This window comes from Streptomyces sp. HUAS MG91 (genome assembly GCF_040529335.1).
GTDB lineage: Bacteria > Actinomycetota > Actinomycetes > Streptomycetales > Streptomycetaceae > Streptomyces > Streptomyces tabacisoli.
In genome coordinates, this window is record NZ_CP159534.1 from 3112499 (window position 1) to 3133724 (window position 21226).

General features: G+C 71.9%; 17 protein-coding genes and 1 pseudogene. 11 read left to right on the top strand and 7 right to left on the bottom strand.

Going from position 1 to position 21226, the window contains the following annotated elements; all coding sequences use genetic code 11:
* The first annotated feature begins 53 nt into the window (after positions 1-53).
* From ABII15_RS14210 to rbsD, 4 genes are read left to right on the top strand one after another with little or no spacing between them, the layout of a single operon-like run.
* On the top strand, positions 54-1580 hold the full coding sequence (locus ABII15_RS14210; protein WP_353942690.1) for a sugar ABC transporter ATP-binding protein: 1527 nt from the start codon (positions 54-56) through the stop codon (positions 1578-1580).
* Positions 1570-3513 carry a substrate-binding domain-containing protein gene (locus ABII15_RS14215; RefSeq protein ID WP_353942691.1) on the top strand — a complete coding sequence of 648 codons (1944 nt, stop codon included), beginning with the start codon at positions 1570-1572 and terminating at the stop codon, positions 3511-3513. The genes ABII15_RS14210 and ABII15_RS14215 overlap by 11 nt, the downstream gene beginning before the upstream one ends.
* A gap of 35 nt (positions 3514-3548) precedes the next feature.
* Positions 3549-4448, top strand: coding sequence for a ribokinase (locus ABII15_RS14220; RefSeq protein WP_353942692.1), 900 nt, complete (start codon positions 3549-3551; stop codon positions 4446-4448).
* Entirely contained in the window at positions 4445-4834 is a 390-nt protein-coding gene (gene rbsD / locus ABII15_RS14225; RefSeq protein ID WP_353942693.1) for a D-ribose pyranase, read from the top strand. Before ABII15_RS14220 ends, rbsD begins: the two co-directional genes overlap by 4 nt.
* Before the next feature lie 257 nt (positions 4835-5091).
* Here rbsD and ABII15_RS14230 read toward each other — a convergent pair whose 3' ends face one another.
* Genes ABII15_RS14230 through ABII15_RS14240 form a run of 3 tightly spaced genes read right to left on the bottom strand, consistent with a single transcriptional unit; the run spans position 5092 to position 8245 of the window.
* On the bottom strand, positions 5092-5895 hold the full coding sequence (locus ABII15_RS14230) for a sugar phosphate isomerase/epimerase family protein (protein WP_353947055.1): 804 nt from the start codon (positions 5893-5895) through the stop codon (positions 5092-5094).
* Between the two features lie 29 nt (positions 5896-5924).
* Positions 5925-7082 carry a dihydrodipicolinate synthase family protein gene (locus ABII15_RS14235; protein WP_353942694.1) on the bottom strand — a complete coding sequence of 386 codons (1158 nt, stop codon included), beginning with the start codon at positions 7080-7082 and terminating at the stop codon, positions 5925-5927.
* Positions 7079-8245 (bottom strand): Gfo/Idh/MocA family oxidoreductase, encoded by a 1167-nt coding sequence (locus ABII15_RS14240; RefSeq protein WP_353942695.1) that lies wholly within the window; start codon positions 8243-8245, stop codon positions 7079-7081. Before ABII15_RS14240 ends, ABII15_RS14235 begins: the two co-directional genes overlap by 4 nt.
* A 178-nt stretch (positions 8246-8423) precedes the next feature.
* Between ABII15_RS14240 and ABII15_RS14245 the strand changes: the two genes are divergently transcribed.
* Together ABII15_RS14245 and ABII15_RS14250 are read left to right on the top strand one after the other, a co-directional pair.
* Positions 8424-9473 carry a LacI family DNA-binding transcriptional regulator gene (locus ABII15_RS14245; RefSeq protein WP_353942696.1) on the top strand — a complete coding sequence of 350 codons (1050 nt, stop codon included), beginning with the start codon at positions 8424-8426 and terminating at the stop codon, positions 9471-9473.
* Positions 9474-9740: 267 nt separating this feature from the next.
* Entirely contained in the window at positions 9741-10508 is a 768-nt protein-coding gene (locus ABII15_RS14250) for a class I SAM-dependent methyltransferase (RefSeq protein WP_353942697.1), read from the top strand.
* Between the two features lie 93 nt (positions 10509-10601).
* On the opposite strand, the gene ABII15_RS14255 is transcribed toward ABII15_RS14250, so the two are convergent.
* On the bottom strand, positions 10602-12029 hold the full coding sequence (locus ABII15_RS14255) for an alkaline phosphatase family protein (protein WP_353942698.1): 1428 nt from the start codon (positions 12027-12029) through the stop codon (positions 10602-10604).
* A 337-nt stretch (positions 12030-12366) separates the two neighbouring features.
* On the opposite strand from ABII15_RS14255, the gene ABII15_RS14260 reads away from it, so the two are divergent.
* On the top strand, positions 12367-13302 hold the full coding sequence (locus ABII15_RS14260; protein WP_353942699.1) for a bifunctional helix-turn-helix transcriptional regulator/GNAT family N-acetyltransferase: 936 nt from the start codon (positions 12367-12369) through the stop codon (positions 13300-13302).
* A gap of 17 nt (positions 13303-13319) precedes the next feature.
* Positions 13320-14123 (top strand): sugar phosphate isomerase/epimerase family protein, encoded by an 804-nt coding sequence (locus ABII15_RS14265; RefSeq protein ID WP_353942700.1) that lies wholly within the window; start codon positions 13320-13322, stop codon positions 14121-14123.
* Here the strand turns inward: ABII15_RS14265 and ABII15_RS14270 are convergent.
* Entirely contained in the window at positions 14107-15144 is a 1038-nt protein-coding gene (locus ABII15_RS14270) for an EamA family transporter (RefSeq protein WP_353942701.1), read from the bottom strand. The genes ABII15_RS14265 and ABII15_RS14270 overlap by 17 nt on opposite strands.
* Positions 15145-15243: 99 nt before the next feature.
* Between ABII15_RS14270 and ABII15_RS14275 the strand changes: the two are divergent.
* The 3 genes and pseudogenes from ABII15_RS14275 to ABII15_RS14285 all read left to right on the top strand — a co-directional run bounded on the left by ABII15_RS14275 (position 15244) and on the right by ABII15_RS14285 (position 19255).
* A pseudogene (locus ABII15_RS14275) lies at positions 15244-16153 on the top strand (LysR family transcriptional regulator).
* Positions 16154-16657: 504 nt separating this feature from the next.
* A complete protein-coding gene (locus ABII15_RS14280; RefSeq protein WP_353942702.1) occupies positions 16658-18472 on the top strand; it encodes a glycoside hydrolase family 3 protein in 1815 nt (604 codons plus the stop codon).
* Between the two features lie 177 nt (positions 18473-18649).
* Positions 18650-19255 carry a hypothetical protein gene (locus tag ABII15_RS14285; RefSeq protein WP_353942703.1) on the top strand — a complete coding sequence of 202 codons (606 nt, stop codon included), beginning with the start codon at positions 18650-18652 and terminating at the stop codon, positions 19253-19255.
* A gap of 43 nt (positions 19256-19298) precedes the next feature.
* Here the strand turns inward: ABII15_RS14285 and ABII15_RS14290 are convergent, their stop codons facing one another.
* Positions 19299-20693 (bottom strand): S28 family serine protease, encoded by a 1395-nt coding sequence (locus tag ABII15_RS14290; protein ID WP_353942704.1) that lies wholly within the window; start codon positions 20691-20693, stop codon positions 19299-19301.
* 113 nt (positions 20694-20806) lie between these two features.
* The gene (locus ABII15_RS14295; protein WP_353947056.1) at positions 20807-21163 is read right to left on the bottom strand and encodes a hypothetical protein; all 357 of its coding nucleotides are present in this window, start codon (positions 21161-21163) and stop codon (positions 20807-20809) included.
* Positions 21164-21226: the final 63 nt, after the last annotated feature.

Here is a 21226-nt window from a genome sequence, read left to right on the forward strand (position 1 = left end):
CCCGCGTACAGGGACACCCCACAACCGCGTACCTCAATGGAGAGGAGCAATCGGTGAGCAACCCGGACGAGTTGCTGCGTATCGAAGGGATACGGAAGACCTTCCCCGGTGTCGTCGCGCTCGACAGCGTCGACTTCGACCTGCGCCGCGGGGAGGTGCACGTCCTGCTCGGTGAGAACGGGGCCGGAAAGAGCACGCTGATCAAGATGCTCTCCGGCGCCTACACCCCCGACGAGGGCCGCATCATCGCGGGCGGCGAGCAGGTCCGTATCCACGGTGCGCAGGACGCCGAACGGCTCGGCATCGCGACGATCTACCAGGAGTTCAACCTGGTCCCCGATCTGACCGTCGCCGAGAACATCTTCCTGGGCCGGCAGCCCCGCCGCTTCGGCATGATCGACCGCAAGCGGATGGAGGCCGACGCCGAGAAGCTGCTCGCGCGCGTGGGCGTGAACGTGTCGCCTCGCGCGTGCGTGCGGGAACTCGGCATCGCCCGCCTCCAGATGGTGGAGATCGCGAAGGCGCTGAGTCTCGACGCGCGCGTGCTGATCATGGACGAGCCGACCGCCGTGCTGACCTCGGAGGAGGTCGACAAGCTCTTCGCCATCGTGCGCGCGCTGCGCGAGGACGGCGTCGGGATCGTCTTCATCACCCATCACCTGGAGGAGATCGCCGCCCTCGGCGACCGGGTCACCGTGATCCGGGACGGGCGGAGCGTGGGCCAGGTGCCCGCCTCGACGCCCGAGGACGAGCTCGTGCGGCTCATGGTGGGCCGGTCGATCGAGCAGCAGTACCCGCGTGAGCGGCCCGAGACCGGTACCGCGCTGCTGAAGGTCGAGGGGCTGACCCGCGACGGCGTCTTCCAGGACATCTCCTTCGAGGTGCGGGCCGGTGAGGTCGTCGGCATCGCCGGGCTCGTCGGCGCCGGGCGCACCGAGGTGGTGCGCGCGGTGTTCGGCGCGGACCCGTACGACAAGGGCTCGGTGGAGGTCGCGGGCGCGACGCTGCCGCGCCACGACGTGAACGCCGCCATGGCCGCGGGCGTCGGGCTCGTGCCCGAGGACCGCAAGGGCCAGGGCCTGGTGCTCGATCAGTCGGTCGAGGAGAACCTGGGGCTGGTGACCCTGCGCGCCGCCACCCGCGGCGGGTTCGTGGACCGCAAGGGCCAGCACGCGGCCGCCGACCGCATCGCCGCCCAGCTGGGCGTGCGGATGGCGGGGCTCGGCCAGCACGTGCGCACGCTCTCCGGCGGCAACCAGCAGAAGGTCGTCATCGGCAAGTGGCTCCTCGCGGACATCAAGGTGCTGATCCTCGACGAGCCGACGCGCGGCATCGACGTCGGCGCGAAGGTCGAGATCTACCAGCTCATCAACGAGCTGACCGCCGCCGGCCACGCCGTGCTGATGATCTCCAGCGATCTGCCGGAGGTCCTCGGCATGAGCGACCGCGTGCTCGTCATGGCGCAGGGCCGGATCGCCGGTGAACTCGCCGCCGCCGACGCCACCCAGGACTCCGTGATGGCCCTCGCCGTCAGCACCACTCCCACGACCGACGAAAGCGAGGCCCGTCGTGGCCACTGACACGCTCAAGAGCAAGCCGGGCACCAGTGGTGCCGCCGGGCTGCGCAGGCTGCTGCTCGACAACGGCGCGCTGACCGCGCTGATCGTCCTCGTCATCGCGCTCTCCGCGCTGTCCGGGGACTTCCTGACCACCGACAACCTGCTCAACATCGGCGTCCAGGCGGCCGTGACCGCCATCCTCGCCTTCGGTGTCACCTTCGTGATCGTCGCGGCGGGCATCGACCTGTCGGTCGGTTCGGTGGCCGCGCTGTCCGCGACCGTACTGGCGTGGAGCGCCACGCAGCACGGCGTACCGGTCGTCCTCGCCGTCGTCCTCGCCGTCGCGACCGGCATCGTGGCCGGTCTCGTCAACGGGTTCCTCATCGCGTACGGGAAGCTGCCGCCGTTCATCGCGACGCTCGCGATGCTGTCGGTGGGGCGCGGTCTGGCGCTGGTGATCTCGGACGGTTCGCCGATCCCGTTCCCCGACTCGGTCTCGCACCTCGGTGACACGCTGGGCGGCTGGCTGCCGGTGCCGGTGCTCGTGATGGTCGTCATGGGGCTGATCGCCGCCGTGATCCTCGGCCGGACGTACATCGGCCGCGCCATGTACGCGATCGGCGGCAACGAGGAGGCCGCGCGCCTGTCCGGGCTGCGCGTGAAGAAGCAGAAGCTCGTCATCTACGCGCTGTCGGGCCTGTTCGCCGCCGCGGCGGGCATCGTGCTCGCCTCGCGGCTCTCCTCCGCGCAGCCGCAGGCCGCGGACGGCTACGAGCTGGACGCGATCGCCGCCGTCGTCATCGGCGGTGCCTCGCTGGCCGGTGGCACGGGCAAGGCGTCGGGCACGCTGATCGGCGCGCTGATCCTCGCGGTGCTGCGCAACGGCCTCAACCTCCTGTCGGTGTCCGCCTTCTGGCAGCAGGTCGTCATCGGTGTCGTCATCGCGCTCGCGGTGCTCCTCGACACGCTGCGCCGCAAGGCCGGGGCCACGCCGGTGACCTCCGGCGGCGGGGGCGGCAAGGGCAGGCAGGCGGCCACGTACGGGCTCGCGGCCGTCGTCACCGTCGCGATCGTCGGCGCCACCTCGTTCCTGCACGGCGGTTCGTCGGCGTCCGACAAGCCGAAGGTGGGCCTGTCCCTGTCGACGCTCAACAACCCGTTCTTCGTGCAGATCCGGGCGGGCGCGCAGGCCGAGGCGAAGAGGCTGGGCGTGGACCTGACGGTCACCGACGCGCAGAACGACGCCTCGCAGCAGGCCAACCAGATGCAGAACTTCACCAGCTCCAGCCTCGACGCGATCGTCCTCAACCCGGTCGACTCGGCCGCCGCGAGCAACTCGGTGGGTGCGGCGAACAAGGCCGGCATGCCCGTCGTCGCCGTCGACCGCGGGGTGGAGAAGGGCAAGGTCGCCACGCTCGTCGCCTCCGACAACGTCGCGGGCGGTGTGCTCTCCGCGAAGACGATGGCCGAGAAGCTGGGCGGCAAGGGCAAGATCGTCATCCTCCAGGGCCAGGCCGGCACGTCGGCCGCGCGTGAGCGTGCGGAGGGCTTCGCCAAGGGCCTCAAGGAGTACCCGGGCATCAAGGTCCTCGCCCAGCAGCCCGCCGACTTCGACCGCACCAAGGGCCTCGACGTGATGTCGAACCTGCTCCAGGCGCACCCCGACGTCCAGGGCGTCATCGCCGCCAACGACGAGATGGCGCTCGGCGCGGTCAAGGCGCTCGGCTCGAAGGCCGGGAAGTCGGTGCCCGTGATCGGCTTCGACGGCGAGGCCGACGGCATCAAGGCGGTCGAGGCGGGCACGATGTACGCCTCGGTGGCCCAGCAGCCGCGCGAACTCGGCGAGATCGCCGTGCGCAACGCGGTGAACGCCGCCGACGGCAAGAAGATCGCCCCGGCGGTGAAGGTGCCGGTGAAGGTCGTGACCTCGAAGAACGCGGCCGACTTCAGCTGAGCCGTCCGACACGCAGAATCGCAGAAAGGCAGAGCATGAGCACGTATGACCTCCTCGTCGTGGGGTCGGCCAACGCCGATCTGGTGGTCGCCGTCGACCGTCGCCCGGGTGCCGGGGAGACCGTCCTCGGCTCCGACCTGGTGGTCCACCCGGGCGGCAAGGGCGCGAACCAGGCCGTGGCCGCCGCCCGGCTCGGCGCGCGCACCGCGCTGCTCGCGCGGGTCGGCGACGACGGGCACGGGCAGTTGCTCCGTACGTCGATGGAGTCGTCCGGGGTGGACACCTCGGGCGTGCTCGTCGGCGGGGCGCCCACCGGGGTCGCGCTGATCACCGTCGACCCGTCGGGCGACAACAGCATCGTGGTGTCGCCGGGCGCGAACGGACGGCTCACGCCGGACGACGTGCGGGCGGCGCGGGAGCTGTTCGCGGCGGCGCCGGTGGTCTCCACGCTGCTGGAGATCCCGCTGGACACGGTCGCCGAGGTGGCCCGGTCGCTGGCCGACGGGGCGCGGCTCGTCCTCAATCCGTCGCCGCCCGCGCCGCTGCCCGACGAGGTCCTCGCGGTGTGCGACCCGCTGATCGTCAACGAGCACGAGGCGAAGGTCATCCTCGGTACGGAGCCGGGCCCGGACCCCGAGGAGTGGGCGCGGCAACTGCTCGCGCTCGGCCCGCGCTCGGTCGTCATCACGCTCGGCGCCGAGGGCGCGCTGGTCGCGGACGCCGACGGGTCGGAGCGGGTGGCGTCCGTGAAGGTGAAGGCCGTGGACACCACCGGCGCGGGAGACGCCTTCACGGCGGCGCTCGCCTGGCGGCTCGGCACCGGTGAGCGGCTGGCCGACGCGGCGGCGTACGCGGCCCGGGTCGGCGCCGCCGCCGTCACCAAGGAGGGCGCGCAGGCCTCGTACCCGACGGCGGACGAGGTCGCCACGCTGTGAAGAAGGCCGGGATTCTCAATCGCCATCTGGCCGGGGCCATGGCCGAGTTGGGTCACGGGGACGGGGTGCTCGTGTGCGACGCGGGGATGCCGGTGCCGGCCGGGCCGCGCGTCGTCGATCTGGCCTTCCGGGCCGGGGTGCCGTCGTTCGCCGAGGTGCTCGACGGTCTCCTCGACGAGCTGGTCGTGGAGGGCGGCACGGCGGCCGGTGAGGTGCGGGCCGCGAATCCGGACACGGCCGCGCTGCTCGCGGAGCGGCTGCCGGTTCTCTCCTATGTCACGCACGAGGAGCTGAAGGCGCTGTCGGCGTCGGCGCGGCTCGTGGTGCGGACCGGGGAGGCGCGGCCGTTCGCCAATGTGCTGCTGCGGTGCGGGGTCTTCTTCTGAGACGGGGCAATCGAAACCGGCGGGGAGCCCGGTCCGCGGACCGGGCTCCCCTCGGGCTTTCCCCTCCCTGCGCCGGAATCCTTCGATCCCCCCAGATCTCCCCCCTCAGGATTCCGACGCAAGTAACGACCTACGTGGCGCCGCAAAGGTTGCACCGGGTTGCGGAAATTCTGGAAAGAAGACGAGCGGCGGGAGCACGAGGCGCGCAAGGGGCGCGAAAGCGGACGACTCACGCCCCCTTTGTCACTGCCGGTTTGTCACTGCCGGACCGCGTGCCGGGTGAACCGTTCGACGGTCTCGGCGAGCACCTCGCGGCCGTCGCGCGCCCACAGCCCGTCGTTGAACAGCTCCACCTCGATGGGCCCGGTGTAGCCCTGCTGTTCCACCAGGCCGCGCCAGTACCGCAGGTCGATCGCGCCGTCACCGAGCTGGCCCCGACCGTTGAGCACGCCCTCGGGCAGCGGCGTCGTCCAGTCGGCGAGCTGGAACGTCGCGATACGCCCTTGGGCGCCGGCCCGCGCGAGCTGCGCGGGCGCCTGGTCGTCCCACCAGATGTGGTACGTGTCCACGCAGACGCCGACCTGATCCGCCGGGAAGCGTTCGGCGATGTCCAGGGCCTGGGCGAGGGTGGAGACCACGCAGCGGTCTGCCGCGTACATCGGGTGCAGCGGCTCGATCGCCAGCCTCACGCCGCGCTCGGCCGCGTAGGGGGCGAGCACGGCGATGCCGTCGGCGATGCGCTCGCGGGCGCCCGCCAGGTCGTACGATCCGGCCGGAAGTCCGCCGGAGACCAGGACCAGGACGTCCGTGCCGAGGGTGACGGCCTCGTCGACGGCGCGCTTGTTGTCGTCGAGCGCGGCCGTGCGCTCGGCCGGGTCGAGGGCGGTGAGGAAGCCGCCGCGGCAGTGCGTGGTGACGGTCAGCCCGGCGTCGCGCAGCAGCGCCGCCGCCTTGTCGACGCCGTACGCCTGGACGGGCTCGCGCCAGGTCCCGACGTTGCGGACACCCAACTCGGCGCATGCGTCGACGAGTTCGGGCAGTCCGAGCTGCTTGACGGTCATCTGGTTGATGGAGAACAGCGGGTCGGCGCTCACTTGGTCACTCCGTACAGGGCGAGCAGTTGCTTCATGCGGGTCTCGGCCAGCTCCGGGCTCGGGAACAGGCCGAGGGAGTCGGCGAGTTCGTAGGCGCGCGCGAAGTGCGGGAGCGAGCGCGCCGACTGGAGGCCGCCGACCATGGTGAAGTGCTCCTGGTGGCCGGAGAGCCAGGCGAGGAGGACGACGCCGGTCTTGTAGAAGCGGGTCGGGGCCTGGAAGAGGTGCCGGGACAACTCGACCGTGGGGTCGAGGAGTTCACGGAATCCCTTGACGTCTCCGGTGTCGAGGACGCGGACGGCCTGCGCGGCGAGCGGGCCCAGCGGGTCGAAGATGCCGAGCAGGGCGTGGCTGAAGCCGCGGTCGTCGCCCGCGATCAGCTCGGGGTAGTTGAAGTCGTCGCCGGTGTAGCAGCGCACACCCTGCGGGAGGCGGCGGCGCAGCTCGACCTCACGGCGGGCGTCGAGCAGGGACACCTTGATGCCGTCGACCTTGTCCGGGTGCGCGGCGATGACCTCCAGGAAGGTCTCGGTCGCGGCGTCCAGGTCGGCCGAGCCCCAGTAGCCGTCCAGGGCCGGGTCGAACATGGGGCCCAGCCAGTGCAGGACGACCGGCTCGGCGGCCTGCCGGAGCAGATGCCCGTACACGTCGAGGTAGTCCTCGGGGCCGCGGGCGACGGCGGCCAGCGCGCGCGACGCCATGAGGATCGCCTGCGCGCCCGTCCCCTCCACGAGCGCGAGCTGCTCCTCGTACGCGGCCCTGACCTCGGCCAGATCGCGGGCGGGCGCGGTGAGCTGGTCGGTGCCGACGCCGCAGGCGATGCGGCCGCCGACCGCCTTCGCCTCGGCGGCGGAGCGTCGGATCAGCTCGGCGGCGCCCGCCCAGTCCAGGCCCATGCCGCGCTGCGCGGTGTCCATCGCCTCGGCGACGCCGAGCCCGTGGGACCACAGGTGGCGGCGGAAGGCGAGGGTGGCGTCCCAGTCGACGGCGGCCGGGGAGTCGGGGGTGGTGTCGGCGAGCGGGTCGGCGACGACGTGCGCCGCCGAGAAGACGACCCGGGAGGCGAGGGGCGCCCCGGTGTCGAACGCGAGCGGCTCGGCGCGCGGCTCGTACGCCTTCAACCCGCCGTCGGGGGTGGGGAGATGAAGGGTCACAGCGAGATCTCCGGAACGTCCAGGCGGCGGCCCTCGGCCGAGGACTTCAGCCCCAGTTCGGCCATCTGCACACCGCGCGCACCGGCGAGCAGGTCCCAGTGGTAGTCGGCACCGGCGTACACATGCTTCAGGAACAGCTCCCACTGCACCTTGAAGCCGTTGTCGAACTCGGTGTTGTCCGGGACCTCCTGCCACTGGTCGCGGAAGGAGTACGTCGCCGGGAGGTCGGGGTTCCAGACCGGCTTGGGGGTGGAACTGCGGTGCTGGACGCGGCAGTTGCGCAGGCCTGCGACGGCCGACCCTTCGGTGCCGTCGACCTGGAACTCGACCAGTTCGTCGCGGTTGACGCGCACGTCCCAGGAGGAGTTGATCTGGGCGACGACCGGCCCGCCGGAACCCTCGATCTCGAAGATGCCGTACGCGGAGTCGTCGGCGGTGGCGTCGTAGGGCTTGCCGTTCTCGTCCCAGCGGGTGGGGATGTGGGTGGCGGCGAGCGCGGTGACCGAGGTGACCCGGCCGAACAGCTCGTGCAGCACGTACTCCCAGTGCGGGAACATGTCGACGACGATGCCGCCGCCGTCCTCGCTGCGGTAGTTCCACGACGGGCGCTGGGCCTCCTGCCAGTCGCCCTCGAAGACCCAGTAGCCGAACTCGCCGCGCACGGACAGGATCCGCCCGAAGAAGCCGCCGTCGATCAGGCGCTTGAGCTTGAGCAGGCCCGGCAGGAACAGCTTGTCCTGCACCACGCCCGACCTGACGCCCTTCTCGCGTGCCAGGCGGGCCAGTTCGACGGCGCCCTCCAGGCCGGTGGCGGTCGGCTTCTCGGTGTAGACGTGCTTGCCGGCGGCGATCGCCTTCTTGAGGATCTCCTCGCGCCCCGAGGTCATCGCGGCGTCGAAGAAGATGTCGACGCTGTCGTCGGCGAGGACGGCGTCCACGTCGGTGGAGATGTTCGCCCCGTCCAGGCCGTGCCGCTCGGCGATCGCCTTCAGCGCGTGCTCGCGGCGGCCGACCAGGACCGGCTCGGGCCACAGGACCGTGCCGTCACCGAGGTCGAGCCCGCCCTGCTCGCGCAGCGCGAGGATCGACCGGACGAGGTGCTGGCGGTAGCCCATGCGCCCCGTCACGCCGTTCATGGCGATGCGCACCGTCTTGCGTGTCACGTGAGTCCCTTCGTCCGGCCCGGCGTACGCGGAGTCGGCGCCCGCCGCTTGTTCGATATCCCGTAGCAAGCGCTTTCTATCCAAGGAGAAGCTAGCCTCTGCACAGCCGCTCGGACAAGAGCGGATACGCGGCGGATGACAGCGGACTCCAGCCGCACACCAGTCGGAGGATGACTCGATGACCGTGACCCTCGCGGATGTGGCCGCCCGCGCGCAGGTGTCCCCCGCCACCGTCTCGCGCGTGCTCAACGGCAACTATCCGGTCGCCGCCGCCACCCGTGAGCGGGTGCTGAAGGCCGTGGACGAGCTGGACTACGTGCTCAACGGCCCGGCGAGCGCGCTCGCCGCCGCCACGTCCGATCTGGTCGGGGTGCTGGTCAACGACATCGCCGACCCCTTCTTCGGGATCATGGCGTCCGCCGTGCAGTCGGAGATCGTCGGCCCCGGCGGGCGCGCGGGCGGCGAACGGCTCGCGGTGGTCTGCAACACGGGTGGTTCTCCGGAACGCGAGTTGACGTATCTGACGCTGCTCCAGCGCCAGCGCGCGGCGGCGGTCGTCCTGACCGGCGGGGCGATCGAGGACGCGGCCCATGTGGCGGCGGTGGCTTCGAAGTTGAGGCGGCTCGCGGAGGCCGGCACGCGGGTGGTGCTGTGCGGGCGGCCGCCGGTGCCGGACGCGGGCGCGGTGGCGCTGACCTTCGACAACCGCGGCGGGGGCCGGGAGCTGACGGAGCATCTGCTCGGGCTCGGGCACCGGCGCATCGGGTACGTCGCCGGGCCGGAGGAGCGCACCACGACCCGGGACCGCCTGGAGGGGCACCGCGAGGCGCTGGCCGCCGCCGGGGTCGAGGAGTCGCCCGGTCTGGTGGTGCACGGTTCCTACGACCGGGCGGCCGGGTATGCGGCGACGCGCGAACTCCTGGGCAGGGATTCCTCGTTGACGGCCGTGGTGGCCGCCAACGACACGGTCGCGCTGGGTGCGTGCGCGGCGCTGCGGGAGGCCGGGCTGCGCATCCCCGAGGACGTCTCGGTGGCGGGCTTCGACGATCTGCCCTTCAGCGTGGACGCGGTGCCCGCGCTGACGACGGTCAGGCTTCCGCTGGCGGAGGCGGCGGCACGGGCTGGTCGTATCGCGATGGGGCGGGAGGCGGCGCCGGTGGGTGGGGTGGATGTGGTGGGCGGGGAGTTGATGGTGCGGGGGTCTACGGGGGTTCCACGCGGGGTGTGACGGGCGGTTCTTCGTCTGCGGGCCGGTGGGGGCTGGTCGCGCAGTTCCCCGCGCCCCTGAGATGCGCACTGCGTGCGCCATCTCATCGGGCGCTCACCCCGGAGGGAGGCGGCGCGGAGCGCCTGCCTCAGGGGCGCGGGGAACTGCGCGAGAAGCCCCACCGGCCCGCAGACGACCGACAACGCAACAGAAGCGCGGGGAACTGCGACCGGGCCGGGGCGGAAACTCCGTCGTGCGGACGGCAGTCCCGACGTAGCGTTGTCCGCCATGACCGAAACCCAGGATCTCCCACCCCGCCACACCCACCTCACCTTCCACGGCCCGCTCTCCGAGCCCCGGGCCACGGGCCTCGTGGACAGGCTGGCGCTCGCGAAACCGTCCACCGTGCTCGACATCGGCTGCGGCTGGGGCGAGTTGATGCTGAGAGTGCTCGAAGCGGCGCCCGGGGCGACCGGGCGCGGGATCGACCTCAACGGGGAGGATCTGGCCCGGGGCCGTACGAACGCCGCCGCCCGCGGCCTCGCCGACCGCGTCGAGTTCGTGGAGCAGTCCGCCACCGACACCGCGCTCGCCCCCGCCGATCTGGTGCTCTGCCTCAGCGCCAGCCACGCGCTCAGCGGCGCCGAACCGCCCCGACTGACCACCGAGGCACTGCACGCGCTGCGCCGCCTGGTCACGCCCGGCGGCCGGGTGCTGTTCGCCGACGGGTACTGGCAGCGGCCCCCGACGCAGGCCGAGTTGAGCGCGATGTGGCCGGACGCCAGGGCCGACGAGTACGACGACCTGGCGGGGCTCGTCGACCGCGCGGTGGAGGCCGGGTTCCGGCCCGCCTGGATCGAGACGGCGAACCGTGACGAGTGGGAGGCGTTCGAGTCCGGCTACCAGTCGGACAAGGAGGTCTGGCTGGCCGCCCACCCGCACCACCCGCTCGCCGAGGAGACCCGAGCCAGGCTCGACGGACACCGGGCCAACTGGCTCCGGGGCTACCGGGACGTCCTGGGGATCGCCTACCTCACGCTGGTCCCGGTGGGCTGACCGGCACATCAGCCGAGAAAGCCGACCCCCCGCACTGCGACGGCCGCCGAGCAGGGGCCACACCCCGCTCGGCGGCCCGTATCGGGGTGGGAGCTACACGTGAGGGCGGCGGCCCCGCTCCTGGTGCGGGAACTTCTGGTCGGCGCCCGGGAGGGTCGGCTTCGGGAGGGTGGCCACCTCGTCCTTGGCCTGCGCCAGCTGTTCGGCGGTGTTGTGGGGCAGGCGCGGGGCGCGCGGAGTGGCGTGGGAGAAGCGGAACGCCGAGGTGAGGTCGCCGAAGGTGGCGCGGCGCCAGTCCGTGATGTTGGGCTCCTCGACGCCCGTGAAGCTCTCCAGGAACTGGAGCGCCGAGGTGTGGTCGAAGGACTCCGAGGCGACCCAGCCGCCGACCGTCCACGGCGAGATGATGATGGCGGGGACGCGGAAGCCGCCGCCGATGGGCAGGCCCTTGACGAACTCGTCCGCGGTGCCCGCCGGCGGGGTGGGCGGGGCGACGTGGTCGAACAGGCCGTCGTTCTCGTCGTAGTTGAGGATGAAGGCCGTCTTCGCCCAGACCTTCGGGTTGCTGGCTATCGCCTCGATCTTCTGGGCGACGAAGTCGGCGCCGGCCGCCGGGAGGTAGTCCGGGTGCTCGGACTGGTAGCTGGTCGGCATGATCCAGCTGACGGCCGGGAGGCGGTCGTTGCGGGCGTCGTCCTCGAAGGTGCCCTCGGGCTGCGGGCGGACACCGCGCTCGTACAGGTCGGAGCCGGGCCGCGCGTTCTTGAACGAGGCGAACTGCTCCAGCATGTTGCAGCCGTAGTCGTCGTCCTGCTGGTAGACCTTCCAGCTGACGCCGGCGGCCTGGAGGCGTTCGGCGTACGTCGTCCAGCGGTAGGGCTGCGGCGCCGTGTTGTTGAGGATGGGGCCGCCCTGCGTGCCGCCGGGGTCGATGGTGCCCGTCATCCAGTAGAGGCGGTTGGGCCAGGTCGGGCCGAAGACCGAGCAGAAGTAGTTGTCGCAGATGGTGAAGGTCTCGGCGAGCGCGAACTGGAAGGGGATGTCCTTACGGGTGTAATACCCCATCACGTACGGGCCGTTGACACCGTCGGCCTTGCGGTGGGCGGGCAGCCACTGGTCCATCCTGCCGTTGTTCCACGCCTCGTGCTGGACGGACCAGGCGTGCGAGGTGGAGGGGATGGCCTGGGCGCTGGTGGAGTGGGTGTCCAGGTGGAACGGGAGCAGATAGCCCTTCGGGTTCGCGGCGTCGGGCTGGTAGAAGACCGAACGGCCGGTGTCCAGCTTCAGCGCATGGGGGTCGCTGAAGCCGCGCACCCCCTTGAGCGTGCCGAAGTAGTGGTCGAACGAGCGGTTCTCCTGCATGAGCATCACGACGTGCTCGATGTCGCGCAGCGAGCCCTTGCGCGGCGGGCCCGCCGCGACCGCCTTCTGGACGCTGGGCGGCAGGAGGGAGAGGGCCGCGGCGCCGCCTACGGCGCCCGCCGCGGAACCGAGGAGTCTGCGTCGGGTCAGTTCGGCCATGGAAGGTCCCCTGTCTGCTCGGGTCGGGTGGTCCGGCGCGGCCGCCGGCGGCATGCCAACGGCCCGTGCTGAACGGGCCGTTGACCTCCACCCTGCGTCCTCGCGGATGTGGCGCAGAGGAGGCCCACGATGAAATCGCGAACAACGCGCGGCAAGGGCTTGGCCAACCCATGGGCCGGAACCCGCCCCCTTGGCACACGCCATACCTGCCATATACACGGATTTGAACCGGCGCCCTTCTCGATGGACGGCCCCGGGGTCCCGGCGTACGCTGAGCGACACCCAAAACCTCTGACTGAGTCAACTGTCCGAGCCGCGAGGTGTCCGCGAGGTGACCATGACCGTGCACGACATCCGGTCCTTCAACCGCTTCTACACGAACGTGATCGGCGCGCTCGACTACAGCCGCCACCTGTACGCGCCGTACACCCTCACCGAGTCCCGCGTCCTGTACGAGCTGGCGCACACCGAGCACGTCGACGCCGCCGACCTGCGCACCTGGCTCTCGCTCGACGCCGGGTACCTGAGCCGGATCCTCAACAAGTTCGAGCAGGCCGGGTTGGTCGAGCGCGGCTCGTCGGACAAGGACTCCCGGCGCCGCCGGATCACGCTCACCGCGCGCGGCCGCGGCGCCGCCGAACTCCTCGACGAGCGCTCACGGGAATCCGTCGGCACGCTCCTCGCCGGGGTTCCCGCGGGTGAGCGCGAGCGGCTGGGCGACGCCCTGCGCACTGTGCGCGAACTGCTCGGCGACGGCCGCGCGGCCCGGCACCCCGACAACGTCCTGCTGCGCGAACCCGGCCCCGGCGACCTCGGCTGGATCGTCGCGCGCAACGGCGCGGTGTACGAGGCCGAGTTCGGCTGGAACACCGAGTACGAGGGCCTGGTCGCCCGTATCGTCGCCGACTTCGCCCAGGACCACGACCCCCATCTGGAGCGGGTCTGGATCGCGGAGCTGGACGGCCGGCCGGTGGGCTGCGTGATGTGCGTACGGGACGAGGCGCCCGGCACGGCCCGGCTGCGGCTGCTGCTCGTCGAGCCCGAGGCACGGGGCCTGGGCATCGGCGACCGGCTGGTGCGGGCCTGCGCGGACTTCGCGCGCGGCGTCGGCTACCGCGAGCTGGTGCTGTGGACCAACGACGTGCTGGCGTCGGCCCGTTCGATCTACCTGCGGCACGGATTCACGCTCGTCGGCGAGAAGCCGCACCGGTCCTTCGGCGCCGATCTCGTCGGGCAGGACTGGAAGATGGTCCTCCATAAGTCGGTGGACTGACGGGTAGGGTCCGCCCCATGAAACTGGCGTTCTCCACCCTCGGTGTCCCTGGTCTCCCCCTCGACGACGTGCTGCGCCTCGCCACCACGCACGGCTACCACGGTGTCGAACTGCGCGCGCATCCCGAGGAACCGGTCCATCCCGGCATCGGCCCGAAGGAGCGGGCGGACGCGGCCGCGCGGTTCGGGGCGGCCGGTGTCGAAGTGCTCGGTGTCGCCGGGTACGCGCGGGTGGCGGCGCCCGCCGACGACGACGGGCCCGTCATCGACCAGGTCCGCGAACTGGTCGACCTGGCGGCGGACTTGGGCTCCTCCTACGTACGGGTCTTCCCCGGCGGCGGTGACGAGCAGAGCGCCGAGGAGGCCGACGCGACGGCCGCCCGGCGGCTCGGGGTCGCCGCCGAGTACGCGGCCGACCGCGGTGTACGAGTTCTGCTGGAGACCCATGACTCGCACCGCACCGGCGCCGCGGCGTCCCGGGTCGCGGGGCTCGTCGGGCACCGCAACGTGGGCGTGCTCTGGGACGTCATGCACACCTGGCTCGGCGGCGAGCAGCCCTCGGCCTCGTACGCCGCGCTCTCCCCGTACCTCGGCTATGTCCAGGTCAAGGACATCGCCGGGCCCGACGACACGACGCCGCTCGCGCTCGGGGCGGGGGTGCTGCCGCTGGCCGAGTGCGTGGAGGTGCTCAGCCGGGAGGGGTGGGACGGGTGGTTGTGCTGGGAGTACGAGGCGCGCTGGTACGAGTCGGCTGCGCCGCTTTCCGGGTTGTTGGGGGCCGGGCGGGAGTTGCTGGGGCGGTTGCTCAACGAGTCGGCGTAGTTGTCGCGGGGGTTGCGTCGCCGGGTGCGGGCCGGTGGGGCTTCTCGCGCAGTTCCCCGCGCCCCTGAGGCAGGCGCTTCGCGCCGCCTCCCCTGAAGGCCGCAGGCCTCTCAGGGGCGCGGGGAACTGCGCGACCAGCCACGACGAGACCCGCACCCGACAGCCGCACCCTCGCCCCCAGCGACGTCAGAGCGACCCCGGCCACCAAAAGCGCGGCCGCGCACCAGCGGAGGGGGGTCACCGACTCGCCCAGGAACAGCGCGGCCGACGACATTCCGAAGACCGGGACCAGAAGTGAGTACGGGGCGACGGTCGACGCGTCGTAGCGCCGCAGCAGCCGGCTCCAGGCGCTGAAGCAGAACAGGGTCGTCACCAGCGCCACGTACACGATCGCACCGGCGCCCGGCAGATCGAGGGACGCCAGCGCGCGGGCGTCCGTCGCCGGGCCCTCGAAGAGGAGCGAGAGCCCGAGCAGCGGCAGCACGGGGACCGCGCTCGACCACACCATGAAGTTGAAGGGGGCCTCGGGGGCCGCCTTGCGGGTCAGCACGTTCGCGACGCCCCAGAACGCGGCGGCGATCAGCACCAGCGCGAAGGCGCCGAGCGGCCCCGAGGCGCCCTCGTCGACGGCGGCGACCGCGATCCCGGCGAGCGCCACCGCCATGCCCACGACCCGCACCGGCCGCGGTCGCTCCCCGAGGAACGCGAACGCGAGCAGCGCCGTGAACACCGCCTGCACCTGGAGCACCAGCGAGGACAGGCCCGCGGGCATCCCCGCGTTCATGCCGACGAACAGCAGCCCGAACTTGCCCACGCCCAGCGCGAGTCCGAGGCCCACGATCCAGCGCCACGGCACGCACGGCCGCCCGACGAGGAACACCGCGGGCAGCGCCGCCAGCAGGAAGCGCAGGGCGCAGAAGAGCAGCGGCGGGAAGTGGGCGAGGCCGATGTCGATGACGACGAAGTTCACGCCCCACAAGGCGGCGACGAGGACGGCGAGGCCGGTGTGTGCGGGTCTCATGCGTCGAGGATCACGTCCGCCGACTGTGTAGCACCAGCGAATGTTGCTGCATGGTGGGATGAAGCACCGCTAATGAGAAGGCGCGGGAGGGGTTCGTCGATGTTGGATCTTCAGCGGCTGCGCGCGCTGCACGCCGTCTCCGTGCACGGCACCGTGGGCGCCGCCGCGGCCGCGCTCGGCTACACGCCGTCCGCCGTGTCCCAGCAGATCGCGAAGCTGGAGCGGGAGACCAGGACCGTTCTGCTCGAACGGGAGGGCCGGGGCGTGAAGCTCACCGACGAGGCCCGGCAACTCGCGCGTACGGCTGCCGAGTTGATGGACGTGGTGGAGCGCGCCGAGACCGAGCTCGAGGAGCGGCGCGGGGTGCCGGCGGGGCGGCTGACCATCGCCGCGTTCGCCTCGGCGGCGCGGGGGCTGCTGCCCGGGGCGCTCGCGGCGCTGGCTCAGCGGCATCCCGCGCTCGACACCCGGCTCACCGAGGTCGACCCGCATCTGTCGGTGGACCTCGTGGCGAAGGGGGCCGTCGATCTCGTCGTCGCCCACGACTGGGACATCGCGCCGCTGCCCGCCCCGGCCGGGGTCGAGCAGGCGGTCATCGGGGACGACCTGTGCGATCTGCTGGTGCCGGTGGGGCATCCGCTGGCCGGGCGGGAGGCCGTGCGGCGGGCCGAGCTGGGCGGGGAGCGGTGGGTTTCGCAGCCTGCGGGGCGGGTGTGTCACGACTGGCTGGTGCGGACGATGCGGGGGGCCGGGTTCGAGCCGGAGATCGTGCATCGGGCCGATGAGAATCCGACGCTGGTGGCGCTGGTCGCGGCCGGTCTCGGGGTGGCGGTGATTCCCCGTCTCGGGCGGGGGGGCGTTGCCGGAGGGGGTGGTGGTGGTCGGGCTCGATCCGTTGCCGCGGAGGCGGGTGTACGCGTTGTGGCGGGCCGGGGTTTCTCGGCGGCCCGCCATCACGGCCGCCGTCCAGGCCCTCCGCGACCAGGCTTCCGCCTGCCTCCTCCAGTAGTTCGCCGTCTGCCGGCCGGTGGCCTCTTCTCGCGCAGTTCCCCGCGCCCCTGAGATGCGCACTGCGTGCGCCATCTCATCGACAGAGGCGCAGCCTCAAGGGGAAGGCGCGCGAAGCGCATGCCTTCAGGGGCGCGGGGAACTGCGCGCCCCAAAGACACCCCGCGCACCAACTTCCCGGAACCCCGGAAAGTCGGGAACCCGGGCGCGGGCGCCGGCGTCCAACGGGCAAGCTGCCGGTGAGTCTCCGCAGTGCGGTGTCGGCCTCGCTACTGGCTGCGAACGCTGACCACCCTCTCCGCCGCACGAGCGGCCGGCAGCAAGCCGTCACCGGCGCGCCCCCCTCCAACAGCGCCGGTGACGGCCCCTCTTCATGCCCACCTTCGGGCCCACTCATCACGCCCGCACCCTTGACTGGCAGAAACTTTCCCCATATTCATAGCGCGCGGAAGTTTCCTTCAGTCCCGTGCAAGTGCCCGCCGCCCTCCCTCCGGAAGGAGCGCAAGTGCACCACCTCTCCAGACGTACGCTGCTCGCCGCCACCACCGCGGGTGTCGCCGCGACAGCCCTGGGCGCCGCCCCCGCCCAGGCGTCCAAAGGCCCCTCCGACCAGGCCCTCAAGAAGATCATCTCCGGGATGACCCTGGAGGAGAAGGTCGGCCAGCTCTTCGTGATGCGGGTGTACGGACACTCGGCCGACGCCCCGGACCAGGCCGACATCGACGCGAACCTCAAAGAGATCGGGGTGCGCACGGCCGACGAGCTGATCGACAAGTACAAGCTCGGCGGCATCATCTACTTCCAGTGGGCGCACAACGTCCGCGACCCGCACCAGATAGCCGACCTCAGCAACGGCATCCAGCGGGCCGGACAGCGACAGCCCTCCCGCATACCGCTGCTGATCGCCACCGACCAGGAGCACGGCATCGTGTGCCGGGTCGGCAAGCCCGCCACCCTGTTCCCCGGCGCGATGGCGCTCGGCGCGGGCGGCTCGCACTCCGACGCGCGCAAGGCCGGGCAGATCGCCGGCGCCGAGCTGCGCGCGCTCGGCATCGTCCAGGACTACGCGCCCGACGCGGACGTCAACGTCAACCCGGCCAACCCGGTCATCGGCGTCCGCTCCTTCGGCGCCGACCCCGACGCCGTCGCCGGCCTGGTCGCCGCCCAGGTCAAGGGATACCAGTCGGCGAACATCGCCTCGACGGCCAAGCACTTCCCCGGGCACGGCGACACCGCCACCGACTCGCACACCGGCCTGCCGGTCATCACGCACACGCGCGAGCAGTGGGAGCGGCTGGACCGGCCGTCGTTCGAGGCCGCGATAGCCGCCGGCATCGACTCGATCATGACGGCCCACATCGTCGTACCGGCCCTGGACCCGGCCGAGGACCCGGCGACGCTCTCGCGCCCGATCCTCACCGGCATCCTGCGCGAACAGCTCGGCTACGACGGCGTCGTCATCACCGACTCGCTCGGCATGGAGGGCGTCCGGACCAAGTACGGCGACGAGCGCGTCCCCGTCCTCGCGCTCCAGGCCGGAGTCGACCAGCTGCTCAACCCGCCCACCCTGGACGTCTCCTGGAACGCGCTGCTCAACGCCGTGAAGAGCGGCGAGCTGACCGAGGCCCGGCTCGACGAGTCGATCCTGCGCGTCCTGCGCCTGAAGGCGAAGCTGGGGCTCTTCAAGGGCGCCAAGGAGCTCTACGTCTCGCACAGCGGTGTCGACCGCACCGTCGGCACCGCCGCGCACCTGGCCGCCGCCGACCGGATCGCCGAGCGCACCACGACGCTCCTGGTGAACAAGGAGAAGCTGCTCCCCCTCTCCCGCCGCACCCACAGGAACGTCCTCGTCCTCGGCGCCAACCCGGCCTCGCCCTCGCTCAGCGACGGCCCGCCGACCACCGTGATCGGCGCCGCCCTCACCGAACGCGGCTTCTCCGCCACGGTGCTGGCGACCGGCACGGCACCGAGCCAGGCCGTCATCGACCAGGCCGTCGCCGCGGCCGCCGGCAAGGACGCCGTCGTCATCGGCACGTACAACGTGACGGCGGGCAGCGCCCAGCAGAAGCTGGTGAACGCGGTCGCCGCGACCGGCGTCCCGGTCGTCACCCTGTCCCTGCGCAATCCGTACGACGTCGCCCAGCTGGGCGCCGCCGACGCGCACGTGGCCGCGTACTCGTGGATCGACGTCGAACTGCGCGCGGCCGTCCGGGTGTTGACGGGCGCCGCCAAGCCGCGCGGCAGGCTGCCGGTGCCGGTCCAGAGGGCCGACGACCCGGCTCAGGTGCTCTACCCGATCGGGTACGGGCTGCGGTACTGACGCACTGACGTAGCGGCCCGCCGTACGGGCAGGGACAGGTCCGTCCCTCCCTGTCCGTACGGTACGTACGTTCGCACTACCGGCGGAACACCCACCAACCGGCGCAAAACCTCCCGCATCTCTGGCGTGCTCCCGCGTCCGCGGGTCAGGCTTGGCGGGCATACCCGGGGGGCTGCCATGCGTGCGCGATCGGTCGAGGTGGGGTGCGCGGCGCTGCTCCTGGCACTCGCGCTGGCCGGCTGTCAGCGCGCGCCGACGGACGCGGCGGAGCCTCCGTCGCAGCGGGTGTCGCCGTCGACGTCCGGGTACGGGGCGGTCTTCCTGGCGGTGGACGAGTGCGGTTCGCGGGGGCGGACCTCGTTCGGCGAGGTGCCGTGCCGCAGCGAGAGCGCCGTCGCCCGGGTCGTCGCCCGGCACGACGGCGAGGCCTCCGGCGGTCCGGCCTGTCCGGGCGGCACCGACTTCGTGCTGCACATCAGCGAGCACCGGTCCGCGACGGCCGGCGCCCCGGTGGACCGGGGCTACGCCTGCATGCGCAATCTGGAGCCCCCGCACCCCGGCGACCCGGGCCGCGGCGGCGGGCCGCGCACCGTCGTCGGCGACTGTGTGTACGCGGTCGGCGAGGGCCAGGTCCGGGAGACCGCCTGCGACGGTTCGGGCGAGCGCGCGCCGCAGTACCGGGTGCGGTCGGCGGTGGCGGCGCGCGACCGTTGTCCGCCGACGACGGTGCTGTACGTGACCCTGGACGGCGGCGCGCCGGTGGGCTGCGCGGTCAGGCTGTGACGGGACGGCGGCGGGCCGCCGTCCCGTCAGGGCGTCGGCCGGATCACGGCCGCAGCGTCAGCTCCCGGGCCGGGGCGGGCCGGTCCAGCTTCGCGTCGTGCGGCGCCTTGGCCGTCGTACCGGACAGGCCGGCCCACGCGAGGATCCGCTGGGTGGCGAGTTCCTTGTCGCCGGCGGTGAGCGCGGCGACGTTCGCGCCGTGGTTGGCGTGCGGCGCGGTCAGCACGTACGAGTCCCGCGTGCCCTTGCCGAGGCGGAAGCGCTCGGCGCCCCACGGGTCGTTGTCGCCGTACACGTACAGCATCCGGTTCGCGTGGTGGCGCACCCAGTTGTCCACGTCGGGCATGGCCCGGCGGTCGAACTTCATGGGGATGGAGCGCGGCACGAAGTTGCGCGGCGGCTGGTAGCCGTAGCGGGAGAGCTTGCCGAGCCAGGGCTGCGCGATGTCGGGCGAGCCGAGCTGGGTGCCCGCCTGGTAGTAGTACGGCGTGTACCGCTCCAGGCCCTGGTCGGCGTAGGACGACCAGCCGCCGACGGCGTCGACGTAGTCGAAGAGGGCCTGGTCGGAGACGGTGGCCGCGTCCGGGACGTCGGCGCAGGCGGACTCGGGCTGGTACTGCCAGAAGCCCCACACGAGGTCGAGGACGGTCGCCTCGTACGCCTTGTCCAGCGAACCGACCGTGTTCACGGTGTAGTTGTTGGCGGCGAGGTAGTCCTTGTACTTCTCCTCCAGGGCGGTGCGGCGCACCAGCGTCTCGCGCTGCACCTTCTGGAGGGCGACGCGGCAGTCCTTCGGGCCGACGTTGGCGAGGAAGCGGTCGTAGGCCGAGTCCTCGTCGTTCACGACGTCGTTCGGGGCGACGTAGGCGACGACACCGTCCATGTCACGCGGGTAGAAGCGCTCGTAGTACGTGGCCGTCATACCGCCCTTCGAGCCGCCGGTGGTCAGCCAGTTGGCGCCGTAGACGGGCTTGAGGGCCTGGTAGATGGCGTGCTGGTCGCTGGCCGCCTGCCAGATGTCGAGCTTGGACCAGTCGGCGGGCTGCGGGCGGGACGGGGTGAAGAAGCGGTACTCGACGGAGACCTGGTTGCCGTCGACGATCCGCGTCGGCTCGCTGCGCGACGGGGTCGTGGAGACGTTGTAGCCGCTGGTGAACATGACCGTCGGGCGGCTGACGTCCTTGTGCAGCACGGTGATCCGCTGCTGGAACGTGCCCTTGGACGGGTGCTTGTGGTCGACGGGCTGGGTGAAGTTCAGGACGAAGTAGCGGTAGCCGTCGTACGGCTTCTCCTCGACGAGGCTCATGCCGGGCACGGCAAGCAGCCGATCCTTGATGTCGGTGGCGTCCGCGGCGGCGGTGGCCGTCGTCGTGCCGGCCGCGGCCACCGTGCCTATCAGCACGACGAGCGACAGCAGCCATCTGAGCACCTTGCGCATACACACTCCCCTGGTAACGCGAAGACAACAGCGCCCCGGAAACTATCGGAGCGATCCGCGTACCACCAGAGGGACTTGATGTCCGCTCAGCAGAACAGCTCAGGACAACGGGCTCAGCACAGGATCCAGCCCGTGCTCACCGACCGCGCGCCCACCTTCCCCGTCACCCGGACACAACGGTGCCCCGCGTGCACGGTGACAGGACCCGCGTGATGGGTGTAGCGGCCCGCGTCGACGACCACGCGGTTGCCGCGCGCCTGGACGCCGACCGACATGTACTGGCGGGTGCCGCCGCGCTTGGGGTAGGTGACGGCGCAGACATAGCCGTCGTTCTTGTAGACGACCGTCCTGCCGGTGGCGAAGGACAGGGTGCGGACCTTGTGCCCGGAGCAGAGCGCGGCCGCGTGCGCGCTGCCGACGGACGGACCGCCGAGGACCAGCAGACCCGAGCCGAGCAGCGCGGCCAGCACAAACGCGGCCGGGCGGCGCGGCCCGCGGCGTATGCCGGCGCCCGCTTCTCCGTCTCTTCGCAC